Raw genomic sequence first — 13,509 nt, 5'->3', positions numbered from 1 at the left:
GCGCGTGACGCTCACACAGCGCGCAGCAGCTCCAGCACCCGTTTGATATCCGGGTCGGCAAGGTCGCCTTCTGGTTCCTTGCGCGAGAGAAGCAAGTCCATCAGGTCGTTATCGCTCAGCTCGAGCAGACGCGTAAGTGCACCTACGTCGGCATCGCTGAGGTCATGCTCATATCGGCCGAAAAAACGTTCGAAGATCAGATCGTTTTCCAGCAAACCGCGCCGCGCGCGCCAGCGAAGACGCGCGCGGCGAAGAGGGTCGGACTGATGCGGTAATCCGTCCATCTCAGACAGCGCGGCGAACCATCAATTCCTTGATCTTGCCAATCGCCTTCGTCGGGTTGAGGCCCTTCGGGCACACATCGACGCAGTTCATGATCGAATGGCAACGGAACAGACGGTACGGATCTTCCAGGTTGTCGAGGCGTTCACCCGTCGCTTCGTCGCGGCTGTCTGCGATGAAACGATAGGCTTGCAACAGGCCCGCCGGACCCACGAACTTGTCCGGATTCCACCAGAAGCTCGGGCACGACGTCGAGCAGCTTGCACAGAGAATGCACTCGTACAGGCCGTCGAGTTCGTCGCGTTCTTCCGGCGACTGCAGGCGCTCTTTTTCCGGCGGCGGCGTATCGTTGATCAGGTACGGCTTGATCGAGTGATACTGGTTGAAGAACTGCGTGAAGTCGCAGATCAGGTCGCGCACAACCGGCAGGCCCGGCAGCGGACGCAGCACGATCTTCTGCGGCAGATCGTTCATGTTCTGCAGACACGCGAGACCGTTCTTGCCGTTGATGTTCATCGCGTCCGAACCGCACACGCCTTCGCGGCACGAACGGCGGAACGACAGCGTTTCGTCGACAGCTTTCAGCTTGAGCAGCGCGTCGAGCAGCATGCGCTCGTGCGAATCGATTTCGATCTCGTACGTTTGCATGCGCGGAGCCGCGTCCTTATCCGGATCGTAGCGGTAGATTTCAAATGTACGCTTGGCCATTTTTGAATTCCTTTGACTTGTGCCTTAGAAGGTCCGCGCTTTCGGCGGCACCGATTCGACGGTCAGCGGTTGCATGTGAACCGGCTTGTAGTCGAGGCGGTCGCTTTCGCTGAACCACAGCGTATGGCGCAGCCAGTTTTCGTCGTCGCGATGTTCGAAGTCGTTTTGCGCGTGCGCGCCGCGGCTTTCCTTGCGCGCTTCAGCGGAGACCATCGTGGCGCGGGCCACTTCAATCAGGTTCGCCACTTCGAGCGCTTCGACGCGTGCGGTGTTGAACACCTTCGACTTGTCCTTCAGGTGGATGTTGTCTACACGTTCAGCCACTTCGCGAATCCGCTCGACGCCTTCGGCCAGCAGCTTCGACGTGCGGAACACGCCGGCATGCGCCTGCATCGTGGAACGGATGTCGTTCGCGACCGATTGCGTGTATTCGCCCGACGACGACTTCTCCAGCTTGTCGAGACGCGATAGCGCGAAGTCGGCTGCATCGGCCGGCAGCGGCTTGTGCTCCTTGATTTCCTTCACGTGCTTGACGATGTGGTTGCCGGCCGCACGGCCGAACACCACGAGGTCGAGCAGCGAGTTCGTGCCCAGACGGTTCGCACCGTGGACCGACACGCACGAGCATTCGCCGACAGCGTAGAAGCCGTTGACCGGATCTTCGTGACCCTTCGACGTACCCACGACCTGGCCGTTGATGTTCGTCGGAATGCCGCCCATCTGGTAGTGGATGGTCGGCACGACCGGGATCGGCTCTTTAATGCAGTCGACGTTCGCGAACTTCAGCGCGATTTCACGGATCGACGGCAGACGCTTCATGATCGTGTCGGCGCCGATGTGCGACAGGTCGAGCAGCACGTGGTCCTTGTTCGGACCCACGCCGCGGCCTTCCTTGATTTCCTGGTCCATCGAACGCGAAACGAAGTCGCGCGGCGCCAGATCCTTCAAAGTAGGTGCGTAGCGCTCCATGAAGCGCTCGCCGTCCGCGTTACGCAGAATGCCGCCTTCGCCGCGCACGCCTTCGGTGATCAGCACGCCCGCGCCGGCCACGCCGGTCGGGTGGAATTGCCAGAATTCCATGTCCTGCAGCGCGATGCCCGAACGGGCCGCCATGCCGAGGCCGTCGCCGGTGTTGATGAACGCGTTGGTCGATGCCGCAAAGATCCGGCCTGCGCCGCCCGTGGCGAACAGCGTGGTCTTGCCTTCGAGGATGTAGACGTCGCCGGTTTCCATTTCCAGCGCGGTCACGCCGAGCACGTCGCCATCGGCGTCGCGGATCAGATCCAGCGCCATCCATTCGACGAAGAACTGCGTCTTCGCCGCGACGTTCTGCTGGTACAGCGTGTGCAGCAGCGCGTGACCGGTACGGTCAGCCGCCGCGCAGGCGCGTTGCACCGGCTTTTCGCCGTAGTTCGCGGTGTGGCCGCCGAACGGGCGCTGGTAGATCGTGCCGTCCGCGTTACGGTCGAACGGCATGCCCATGTGTTCGAGTTCGTAGACAGCGTTTGGTGCTTCGCGGCACATGAACTCGATCGCGTCCTGGTCGCCGAGCCAGTCGGAACCCTTGATCGTGTCGTAGAAGTGATAGTGCCAGTTGTCTTCGCTCATGTTGCCGAGCGATGCACCGATGCCGCCCTGGGCAGCCACCGTGTGCGAACGCGTCGGGAACACCTTCGACAGCACGCAGACCGAGAGGCCCGCGCGCGCGAGTTGCAGCGAAGCGCGCATCCCCGAGCCGCCCGCGCCGACGATAACCACGTCGAAACGGCGACGCGGCAGAGAATTTTTGATTGCAGCCATTCTTTTACACTCTCCAGAGAATCTGCGCAGCGTAGCCTGCACACCCGAGCAGCCAGACAATCGTCAGCGCCTGGAGGAACAGACGGAGGCCCGTGGGCTTGATGTAGTCCATCCAGATGTCGCGGATGCCAACCCACGCGTGATAGAACAGCGACACCAGCGTGACAAACGTGGCGAGCTTCATCCATTGCATCGCGAAGATCGATGCCCAGCCGTCATACGAGAAATCGTGTGCGCCGAAGAACAGCGCAAGCAGGACGACGGTATAGACCGCCATGATGCAGGCAGTGATGCGCTGCGCGAGCCAGTCGCGCAGGCCGTAATGCGCGCCGACGACGAGACGCTTCGAGCCGATCCGGTTATTGGCTGCCATTTTTAGAACGCTCCAAACAGTTTTGCCGCAAACACAATCGTGAGCAGCGACGACACAACCAGCACGACGACCGACGTCTGCTTGCCACCTTCCTTCGAAACTGCGTAGTGCATGTCCATCACAAGGTGACGGATACCGGCGCAGAAGTGAAACAGGAAGGCCCACGCGAGAACGAGCGTGATGAGCTTGACGATGATGTTGGAGAGGAAACCCTTGAAGACTTCGAAGCTGAGTTCTGAGGTGAGGCTTTGATCGAAGAGGTACAGCAGGAACGGAAGAAAAACAAAAAGCAGCCCACCGCTCACGCGGTGCAGGATCGACACGCGCCCCGCTAGTGGGAGACGGTATGCCGTCAATATCTGCCCGATACCGATGTTCCGGAACTCCGGCCTCGGTTTTTTTACGGCTTCAGCCATGCTAGACCCCTACTTGTAGTCACACTAATCCGCGATTTTAGCGCCTTTTCTTTTCGCGCTGCAGCGTAACAACGCTCAACACTGTTGCGACACGCGCGATAAAGGCGTCTTCATACGGGCTGCGCGCGCGGCGCAGCGCCGTCATTCAGTTCAAGTCATTCTGATAGTAATACCCGGTTGTGACATACCATCCGCGCCGCACTTCGACGGGACGATCGCCATAGGTATACGAAACGCGTTCGACGGAGAGTAGCGGAAAGCCGGCCGGCACGTGCAGGAGGTCCGCAACCGACGGGTCTGCTGCAACTGCGCGGATCTTTTCCGTCGCGCGGATCATGCGCGTGCCGAATTCCGTTTCGAACATCGCGTACAGCGGGCCCTTGTACTCGGAAAGACGCTCGAGCGTCAGCCCGCGGAACACGCCGCCGGGCAGCCAGATTTCATCGAGTACAGTGGTTTCGCCGTCGAACTGTAGCAGGCGTTTGATGAGCACGACCGGGTCGGCCGGCTTCAGGTCGAGCTGGCGGGCGATATCGGCCGAAGCGCGGAGCCGCCGGCATTCGAGCAGACGGCTGACGTGCGGATGCTCGACACCGTCATCAGCCAGCAATCTAAGGAAGCGAAACTGGGCGCGGTCTTCGTTGTGCGTTGCAACAAAGGTGCCCTTGCCCTGACGGCGAACCAGCAGGTTATCAGCGGCGAGTTCGTCGATCGCCTTGCGCACGGTGCCCTGACTCACCTTGTAACGTGCCGCGAGTTCGACTTCACTTGGAATGATCTCGCCAGGCTTCCACTCGCCGGATTCAAGGCTCTGCGTAATGAGCCCCTTGATCTGCTGGTAGAGTGGACTGAACGTGGGCGACGAAGCCGGCGCGGAGACAGGCACAGAAGCGGGCACAGCAGCAGGCGCACCCGGGCCAGCCGCGGCCGGGCCGATCGGATTCGCGGTGCTCGCCGGGTTCGAAGTCATTTACACATTTCATCATAAAGCGCCGCTCCTCGTCCAGAGATTTCCCGGCAATACTTATGTCTTATATAAGACATAAGATAATGTTGACTTTGCGTCGCCCGACTCCTACACTCCTTGTCGAGCAAGGGTTTGCGGGTGGTCGAGCCACGCTTTTTTGCATGACCGCCGCGCTGTGAAAGCCGCCCTGTACCACGTCGTTCCCTCACGCAGTTCAGGTTTCGATTCGCCCGTCGTCAGTGCTTCGTCAGACGCTTCCGGAACACGCTGTTGCAGGGCCCGCGTCATGCAGCGGCCAGATGCAGCGCACGCCGCTTCCCGTTTTCCCCGCTCGGCCGCACAGGCACAGGTTTTCCGGCATGGTGGTCTCGCCGCAGCACGCCTTCCAGCTTCATTACAGGCTGTACGCGCGCCGCGAATTCCGCTGTGTTTAACCGACGCTTCGAGCAACGCGCATATAGAATGGCGTTTTCCCTTAGCGTCTAACGCATCGTCCTGGAGAATTCTCAATGGCTAAGCCCGCAAAGCGCGTTGCCGTCACCGGCGCCGCAGGTCAAATCGCTTACTCCCTGCTATTCCGCATCGCCAATGGCGATCTGCTCGGCAAGGATCAGCCGGTCGTCCTGCAACTGCTGGACCTGCCGCAAGCGCAAGCCGCCGTCAAAGGCGTCGTGATGGAACTGGATGACTGCGCCTTCCCGCTGCTGTCGGGCGTCGTGATCACCGACGATCCGAAGGTTGCATTCAAGGATGCCGACGTCGCCCTGCTGGTTGGCGCCCGTCCGCGTTCGAAAGGCATGGAACGTAAGGACCTGCTGTCCGCCAACGCCGAAATCTTCACGGTTCAGGGCAAGGCGCTGAACGAAGTGGCGAGCCGCGACGTCAAGGTGCTGGTGGTCGGCAACCCGGCCAACACGAACGCATACATCGCGATGAAGTCGGCGCCGGATCTGCCGAAGAAGAACTTCACCGCCATGCTGCGTCTGGACCACAACCGCGCGCTGTCGCAACTGGCCGCGAAGTCGGGCAAGCCGGTCGCTTCGATCGAAAAGCTCGCTGTGTGGGGCAACCACTCGCCGACGATGTACCCGGATTTCCGCGTTGCAACGGCTGAAGGTCAGGACCTGACCAAGCTGATCAACGACGAGGAATGGAACCGCAACACGTTCATCCCGACCGTCGGCAAGCGCGGCGCGGCGATCATCGAAGCGCGTGGCCTGTCGTCGGCAGCATCGGCAGCGAACGCAGCGATCGATCACGTGCGTGACTGGGTGCTGGGCACGAACGGCAAGTGGGTCACGATGGGTATTCCGTCGGACGGTTCGTATGGCATTCCGGAAGACATCATCTACGGCGTGCCGGTGACGTGCGAAAACGGCGAGTACAAGCGTGTCGAAGGCCTCGCCATCGACGCCTTCTCGCGCGAAAAGATGGACCACACGCTGAACGAGCTGCTCGAAGAGCGCGACGGCGTGCAGCATCTGCTTGGTTAATCGCTGATGCAGACGAACCGGAGCTCCGTTGCAGTGCGACGGGTTCCGGTTTTTTCACGTGCGGATGCGCGAATGACGGCTTGTTCCAACCCAGCGTCAATCCCGGCTTTCGCACCTGATCCGAACGCGTTTTGCCGGGCTTCTGTCCCGCAGAGCGCGCCCGAATCAGTTTGATCAACAGACACCCACGCCCCTGACGCCGAAGATGCGCGCCCTTTCCCCCGCCGAAGTGTTGTTCGAAGGCGAAGCGCCACCCGCTGTTCTGCCTGCCTGCGATCACTACGCCGGCAGCGAAAAGCTGATGCTGAAATCGCTGGCCTTGCAGCAGGAGCTGGGGCCCGTATTCGACATCACGCTCGATTGCGAGGATGGCGCGCAGGTCGGCCGCGAGGCGGAACACGCGGAGCTGGTCGCGTCGCTGCTCGGCAGCGAGCATGACCGCTTCGGCCGCGTCGGCGTGCGGGTTCACGATTTCCAGCATCCTCACTGGCGCGACGACGTGCGCCTGATCCTGCGCGCCGCGAAGCGCGCGCCGGCGTACATCACCCTTCCGAAGATCCGCAACGTGCCCGATGCCGCCGAAATGTGCGCGTTCATCGAAGCCACGCGCCGCGAGCTCGGCATCGCGCAGCCCGTCTCCGTTCAGTTGCTGGTTGAAACCCACGGCGCGCTTTCCCGCGTGTTCGATCTCGCTGCTTTGCCGGGCGTCGAGGCGCTCAGCTTCGGCCTGATGGACTTCGTCTCGGCGCACGATGGCGCGATTCCCGACAGCGCCATGCGTTCGCCCGGCCAGTTCGACCATCCGCTCGTGCGGCGCGCCAAGCTCGAGATTTCGGCGGCATGCCACGCGCATGGCAAGGTTCCGTCGCACAATGTCAGCACCGAAATTCGCGACATGAGCGTCGTCGCGAGCGACGCGAGCCGCGCCCGCAACGAATTCGGCTACACGCGCATGTGGAGCATCCATCCGGCGCAGATTCAGGCGATCGTCGCGGCGTTCGCGCCGCGTGACGAAGAAATCACCACCGCTGCCGAAATCCTGCTGGCCGCACAATCCGCGCAGTGGGGCCCGACGCGTCATCACGACACGCTGCACGACCGCGCGAGCTATCGCTACTACTGGTCGGTGCTGCGTCGCGCGCGCTCGACGGGCCGCACGGTGCCGGATGAAGCTGAACCGCTGTTCGGCGCTGCTGTTGCGTCCGTGGGTGCTGTGTCGTGAGCGATCAAAGCAACGAAACCATTCAAAAGCGCGACTTTCCGCTGGAGCGTCGCGACTGTCGGGCCGCAGGTAATCGACATACCGCTGCATCTCAAACGAGCGGGCATACAGGAGATTGCTGGAGATGAGCGAGACAACACAAGCCGCGGCAACACCAGAAAGCGGCGCATTCAAACCCAAGAAGTCCGTTGCACTGTCGGGCGTGACGGCCGGCAACACGGCGTTGTGCACGGTCGGCAAGACCGGCAACGACCTGCACTATCGCGGCTACGACATTCTCGACATCGCGACGACCTGCGAGTTCGAAGAGATCGCCTACCTGCTCGTGCACGAAAAGCTGCCGACACAGGCTGAACTCACGGCGTACAAGACGAAGCTGAAAGCGCTGCGCGGTCTGCCCGCCAACCTGAAGGCCGCGCTGGAATGGATTCCCGCGTCCGCGCATCCGATGGACGTGATGCGCACGGGCGTGTCGGTGCTGGGCACCTTGCTGCCCGAGAAGGACGACCACAACCTGCCCGGCGCGCGCGATATCGCCGACCGCCTGATGGCGTCGTTAGGCTCGATGCTGCTGTACTGGTACCACTACTCGCACAACGGCAAGCGCATCGAGGTCGAAACCGACGACGATTCGATCGGCGGCCACTTCCTGCATCTGCTGCATGGCGTCGAGCCGTCGAAGTCGTGGGTCGAGGCGATGCATATATCGCTGAACCTCTACGCCGAGCATGAATTCAACGCGTCGACCTTTACCGGCCGCGTGATCGCAGGCACGGGTTCGGACATCTATTCGGCGATCACCGGCGCGATCGGTGCGCTGCGCGGCCCGAAGCACGGCGGCGCCAACGAAGCCGCGTTCGAGATCCAGTCGCGTTACCACACGCCCGATGAGGCCGAAGCCGATATCCGCCGCCGCGTCGAGAACAAGGAGGTCGTGATCGGCTTCGGCCACCCGGTGTACACGATCTCCGATCCGCGCAACAAGGTCATCAAGGAAGTGGCGAAGAAGCTGTCGAAGGAAGCGGACAATCTGAAGCTCTTCAACATCGCCGAGCGGCTCGAAGCAGTGATGGCCGATGCGAAAAAGATGTTCCCGAATCTCGACTGGTTCAGCGCGGTGTCGTATCACATGATGGGCGTGCCGACGGCCATGTTCACGCCGCTCTTCGTGATCTCGCGCACGTCCGGCTGGGCGGCGCACATCATCGAGCAGCGCATCGACAACAAGATCATCCGCCCGAGCGCAAACTACACTGGCCCCGAGAATTTACGATTCGTGTCGCTAAATAAGCGAAAATAGCGTCCGCTGTGCGCTCAAAAAGCGCGTGCAGTTCAACCCTGGCGGTTGCGCGGTTCGGCCGTCCACCGTTTAACTGATACTAGATAGAAAGGTTTCTCCCATGAAAAAGCTGCTCATCGCCACCGTTATTGGCGCACTGTCCTCGACGCTGCTGGTCGCCACGCCTGCCGCCTTCGCGCAGACCGCAACTGGCGCCGCCAAGCCGAAGGCACCGTCGCCGAAGCGTCTGATCAAGCGCAAGCCGAAGGCAGCCGCCGAAGCCAAGGTCGATCCGGTACCGGAAGGCTCGGAAAAGTGGTCGTGTAACGAAGGCCTGTCGTTCGACATGAAGGGCGACATGAAACGTGACCAGATCGTCGTCGTGCACTGGGGTTCGAAGAACTACAACCTGCCGCGCGAAGCCACGACGACGGGCGCTGACCGCTTCCACGACGCCGCCACCGGCATGGATCTGGTCGTGATCCCGACCAAGGCCATGCTGTTCTCGGACAAGGACAGTTCGCGTCTCGCCGACGAGTGCAAGACGACCGCCATGCAGCAAGGCGCGCCGGCTCCGACGCAGTCGAACGAACTGAACAAGTCTAACTGAGCGTCCTCACCAGGAAGCCTCGATGTCCGCACCGATCTCCAACGTCCGGCCTGAACCGGACAAAGTTCTCGTCGAGATTGTCGACTATGTACTTGGATACAAGGTCGACAGCACGCTCGCGCTCGAAACGGCGCGCAACTGCCTGATCGACACGCTCGGCTGCGGACTCGAAGCGCTCACCTACCCGGCCTGTACGAAGCTGTTGGGACCGATCGTGCCGGGCACGATCGTCCCGAACGGCGCGAAGGTGCCGGGTACGTCGTTCCAGCTCGATCCGGTTCAGGCCGCGTTCAATATCGGCGCGATGATCCGCTGGCTGGACTTCAACGACACGTGGCTCGCTGCTGAATGGGGTCATCCGTCGGACAACCTCGGCGGCATTCTCGCCACCGCTGACTGGCTGTCACGCAACGCCATCGCCACCGGCAAAACGCCGCTGACGATGAAAGACGTCCTGATCGGCATGATCAAGGCGCACGAAATTCAGGGCTGCATCGCGCTTGAGAACTCGTTCAACAAGGTTGGTCTCGATCACGTGCTGCTGGTAAAGCTGGCTTCGACGGCGGTAGTCGGCCAGTTGATCGGTCTGACGCGCGATGAGCTGATCAACGCGGTTTCGCTGGCGTTTGTCGATGGACACGCGCTGCGCACGTATCGCCACGCGCCGAACACGGGTTCGCGCAAGTCGTGGGCCGCAGGCGATGCGACCTCACGCGCCGTGCGTCTCGCGCTGATCGCGAAGACGGGCGAAATGGGCTATCCGTCCGTTTTGACCGCTGGAACGTGGGGCTTTTACGACGTGCTCTTCAAGGGCAATGCGTTTAAATTCCAGCGCCCATACGGTTCGTACGTGATGGAAAATGTGCTGTTCAAGATTTCGTTCCCGGCTGAGTTTCACTCGCAAACTGCGGTGGAAGCGGCGATGACCTTGCATGAACAACTTCATGCAAAGGGCAAGAAAGTCGAAGACATCAGGAAGATCACAATCCGTACGCACGAAGCCGCGATCCGCATCATCGATAAAAAGGGTCCGCTGAACAATCCGGCCGACCGCGATCACTGCATCCAGTACATGATCGCCGTGCCGCTGATTCACGGCCGTCTGACGGCTGCGGATTACGAAGATTCGATCGCGCAGGACCCGCGCATCGACATCTTGCGCGACAAGATGGAATGCGTCGAAGATACTCAGTTTACGAAGGATTATCACGACCCGGAGAAGCGTTCGATCGCGAACGCCCTCACGGTCGAATTCGATGATGGATCGAAGTTCGACGAAGTGGTCGTCGAATACCCGATTGGCCACAAGCGGCGCCGTGAAGACGGCATTCCGCTGCTGGTCGAGAAGTTCAGAACCAACCTCGCCCGACGTTTTCCGGCGAAGCAGCAACAGGCGATTCTCGACGTGTCGCTGGATCAGGCAAGGCTCGAAGCCATGCCGGTCAATGAATACGTCGATCTGTATGTGATCTAGTTAGTAGAAACGTAGCAACGTCATTTCCTCGAAAACCCCAGGAAAAATTATGGCCCACAATCTCCACAAAACGCTCAAGGAATTCGACAGCGGTTCCGGCAAAGCCAAGTTCTATTCGCTGCCGCAACTTGGTAAGGCACTCAACGTCAAGATCGACCGTCTGCCGGTTTCGATCCGCATCGTGCTGGAATCCGTACTGCGTAACTACGACGGCAAGAAGATCTCCGAAGAACACATCGAGCAGCTGATCAACTGGAAGCCGAACGCAGCACGCGTCGACGAAATCCCGTTCGTCGTGTCGCGCGTCGTGCTGCAGGACTTTACCGGCGTGCCGCTCCTCGCCGACATCGCTGCCATGCGCGGCGTGGCAAAGCGCGTGGGCAAGGACCCGAAGTCGATCGAGCCGCTGGTCCCGGTCGATCTGGTTGTCGATCACTCGGTGCAGATCGATCACTTCCGCGAAAAGAACGCGCTCGACCTGAACATGAAACTGGAATTCCAGCGCAACAACGAGCGCTACCAGTTCATGAAGTGGGGCATGCAGGCATTCGACACATTCAAGGTCGTGCCGCCGGGCGTCGGTATCGTTCACCAGGTGAACCTGGAATACCTCGCACGCGGCGTGCACAAGAAGGCTGACGGCAGCGACACCGTGTACTACCCGGATTCGCTCGTCGGCACCGACAGCCACACGACGATGATCAACGGCATCGGCGTGGTCGGCTGGGGCGTGGGCGGTATCGAAGCGGAAGCCGGCATGCTCGGCCAGCCGGTGTACTTCCTGACGCCGGACGTCGTCGGCGTCGAACTGAAGGGCAAGCTGCGCGAAGGCGTGACGGCCACCGATCTGGTGCTGACCGTCACCGAACTGCTGCGTAAGGAAAAGGTCGTCGGCAAGTTCGTCGAATTCTTCGGCGAAGGCACGAAGTCGCTGTCGCTGCCGGACCGCGCGACGATCGGCAACATGGCGCCGGAATACGGCGCGACGATGGGCTTCTTCCCGGTCGACGAAAAGACGATCGACTACTTCAAGGGCACGGGCCGCACCGACGCCGAAATCTCCGCTTTCGAGAACTACTTCAAGGCGCAGAACCTGTTCGGTATTCCGAAGGCTGGCCAGATCGACTACACGAAGGTCGTCACGCTCGACCTCGGCACGGTTGCACCGTCGCTGGCAGGTCCGAAGCGTCCGCAAGACCGTATCGAAATCGGCAACGTGAAGTCGAACTTCACCGAACTGTTCTCGAAGCCGGTCGGCGAAAACGGCTTTGCGAAGAAGTCCGCTGACCTCGACGCGCAATACACCACGTCGAACGGCGTGAACGTGAAGAACGGCGACATCCTGATCGCCGCAATCACGTCGTGCACGAACACGTCGAACCCGAGCGTGCTGCTGGCTGCGGGTCTGCTGGCGAAGAAGGCGGTCGAAGCCGGCCTGACGGTGGCACCGCACATCAAGACATCGCTCGCGCCGGGATCGCGTATCGTCACCGAATACCTGACGAAGACGGGCCTCCTGCCGTACCTCGACAAACTCGGCTTCACGCTCGCCGCTTACGGCTGCACGACCTGTATCGGTAACGCGGGCGACCTCACGCCGGAACTGAACGAAGCGATCACGAAGAACGACATCATCGCGGCAGCCGTGCTGTCGGGCAACCGTAACTTCGAAGCGCGTATTCACCCGAACATCCGCGCGAACTTCCTGGCATCGCCGCCGCTGGTCGTGGCTTACGCAATCGCGGGCAACATCACACGCGATCTGATGACGGAACCGGTTGGCAAGGGCAAGGGCGGCAAGGACATCTTCCTCGGCGACATCTGGCCGACGAGCGACGAAGTCAACGCACTGCTCAAGTTCGCACTGGACGCCGACGCATTCCGCACGAACTACGCCCACCTGACGAAGAAGGGCGATCTGTGGAGCAAGATCGAAGGCGAAGAAGGTCAGGTCTACGACTGGCCGAAGTCGACGTACATCGCTGAGCCGCCGTTCTTCGGCAAGGACTTCTCGATGACGCCGGCGGCGAGCATCGCTGCGGTCAAGGGCGCGCGCGCGCTGGGCATCTTCGGTGACTCGGTCACGACCGACCACATCAGCCCGGCAGGCTCGATCAAGGAAGACTCGCCGGCAGGCAAGTGGCTGAAGGCAAACGACGTGCAGAAGGCCGACTTCAACAGCTACGGCTCGCGCCGCGGCAACCACGACGTGATGATGCGCGGCACGTTCGCGAACGTCCGGATCAAGAACCTGATGATCCCGCCGAAGGCAGACGGCACGCGCGTCGAAGGCGGCCTGACGATTCACCAGCCGGACGGCGAACAGATGTTCATCTACGATGCCGCGATGAAGTACATCGACGCAGGTACGCCGACCGTCGTCTTCGCAGGCGAAGAGTACGGCACGGGCTCGTCGCGTGACTGGGCAGCGAAGGGTACGCAACTGCTGGGCGTGAAGGTTGTGGTCGCCCGCAGCTTCGAGCGGATCCACCGTTCGAACCTGGTCGGCATGGGCGTGCTGCCGCTGCAGTTCAAGGGCTCGGACAGCGTCCAGTCGCTCGGCATCACCGGCGAAGAAACGTACGACATCGAAGGCCTCGGCGCGGACTTCAAGCCGCAGCAGGAAGTGACGCTCGTGATCCATCGCAAGGACGGCAAGGAGCAACGCGTGCAGGTGCTGCTGCGTATCGACACGCCGATCGAAGTCGACTACTACAAGCACGGCGGCATTCTGCCGTTCGTGCTGCGCTCGCTGCTCGCAGCGTAAGTTTCAAGCTGTTTTGCAGGTGTCGCGGCTCTTCGGGGCCGCGACAATTTACGAAGCCCGACCTGGTCGGGCTTTTTTTTTCGGCTTTTGGGGGGCTTCTTCCGGCGGCCTGGCGGCG

The 13,509-nt window shown here is 61.2% G+C and carries 12 protein-coding genes; 6 read left to right on the top strand and 6 right to left on the bottom strand.

The features are described 5' to 3' along the window. Positions 1-11: 11 nt before the first annotated feature. From P3T21_RS01125 to P3T21_RS01100, 6 genes are all read right to left on the bottom strand, one after another. A complete protein-coding gene (locus tag P3T21_RS01125) occupies positions 12-284 on the bottom strand; it encodes a succinate dehydrogenase assembly factor 2 (protein WP_429254088.1) in 273 nt (90 codons plus the stop codon). A 1-nt stretch (position 285) separates the two neighbouring features. Next, positions 286-990: a succinate dehydrogenase iron-sulfur subunit gene (locus P3T21_RS01120; RefSeq protein WP_090536777.1), complete on the bottom strand. Its 705-nt coding sequence runs from the start codon at positions 988-990 to the stop codon at positions 286-288. 24 nt (positions 991-1,014) lie between these two features. Next, a complete protein-coding gene (sdhA, locus tag P3T21_RS01115) occupies positions 1,015-2,790 on the bottom strand; it encodes a succinate dehydrogenase flavoprotein subunit (RefSeq protein WP_429254087.1) in 1,776 nt (591 codons plus the stop codon). A gap of 4 nt (positions 2,791-2,794) precedes the next feature. After that, a complete protein-coding gene (gene sdhD / locus P3T21_RS01110; protein WP_429254086.1) occupies positions 2,795-3,163 on the bottom strand; it encodes a succinate dehydrogenase, hydrophobic membrane anchor protein in 369 nt (122 codons plus the stop codon). A gap of 2 nt (positions 3,164-3,165) precedes the next feature. Further along, positions 3,166-3,579 (bottom strand): succinate dehydrogenase, cytochrome b556 subunit, encoded by a 414-nt coding sequence (sdhC, locus tag P3T21_RS01105; protein ID WP_429254085.1) that lies wholly within the window; start codon positions 3,577-3,579, stop codon positions 3,166-3,168. A 145-nt stretch (positions 3,580-3,724) separates the two neighbouring features. Continuing rightward, positions 3,725-4,549, bottom strand: coding sequence for a GntR family transcriptional regulator (locus P3T21_RS01100; RefSeq protein ID WP_429254084.1), 825 nt, complete (start codon positions 4,547-4,549; stop codon positions 3,725-3,727). A 506-nt stretch (positions 4,550-5,055) separates the two neighbouring features. Between P3T21_RS01100 and P3T21_RS01095 the strand changes: the two genes are divergently transcribed. The 6 genes from P3T21_RS01095 (at position 5,056) to acnA (ending at position 13,391) form a co-directional block, all read left to right on the top strand. Continuing rightward, positions 5,056-6,039, top strand: a complete 984-nt coding sequence (locus P3T21_RS01095) for a malate dehydrogenase (protein ID WP_429254083.1) — start codon at positions 5,056-5,058, stop codon at positions 6,037-6,039. 205 nt (positions 6,040-6,244) lie between these two features. Next, the gene (locus P3T21_RS01090) at positions 6,245-7,261 is read left to right on the top strand and encodes an HpcH/HpaI aldolase/citrate lyase family protein (RefSeq protein WP_429254082.1); all 1,017 of its coding nucleotides are present in this window, start codon (positions 6,245-6,247) and stop codon (positions 7,259-7,261) included. A 124-nt stretch (positions 7,262-7,385) separates the two neighbouring features. After that, positions 7,386-8,561, top strand: coding sequence for a bifunctional 2-methylcitrate synthase/citrate synthase (prpC, locus tag P3T21_RS01085; RefSeq protein ID WP_429254081.1), 1,176 nt, complete (start codon positions 7,386-7,388; stop codon positions 8,559-8,561). Positions 8,562-8,661: 100 nt separating this feature from the next. Then, positions 8,662-9,150 carry a hypothetical protein gene (locus tag P3T21_RS01080; RefSeq protein WP_429254080.1) on the top strand — a complete coding sequence of 163 codons (489 nt, stop codon included), beginning with the start codon at positions 8,662-8,664 and terminating at the stop codon, positions 9,148-9,150. A gap of 22 nt (positions 9,151-9,172) precedes the next feature. Then, on the top strand, positions 9,173-10,624 hold the full coding sequence (locus P3T21_RS01075; RefSeq protein ID WP_429254079.1) for a bifunctional 2-methylcitrate dehydratase/aconitate hydratase: 1,452 nt from the start codon (positions 9,173-9,175) through the stop codon (positions 10,622-10,624). Positions 10,625-10,673: 49 nt separating this feature from the next. Continuing rightward, the gene (gene acnA / locus P3T21_RS01070) at positions 10,674-13,391 is read left to right on the top strand and encodes an aconitate hydratase AcnA (protein ID WP_429254078.1); all 2,718 of its coding nucleotides are present in this window, start codon (positions 10,674-10,676) and stop codon (positions 13,389-13,391) included. The last annotated feature ends 118 nt before the right edge of the window (positions 13,392-13,509 follow it).

This window comes from Paraburkholderia sp. GAS334, assembly GCF_050436625.1.
Classification (GTDB): Bacteria; Pseudomonadota; Gammaproteobacteria; order Burkholderiales; family Burkholderiaceae; genus Paraburkholderia.
Note: the sequence above shows the minus strand (reverse complement) of the source record. Positions and strands in the feature narration are given on the sequence as shown.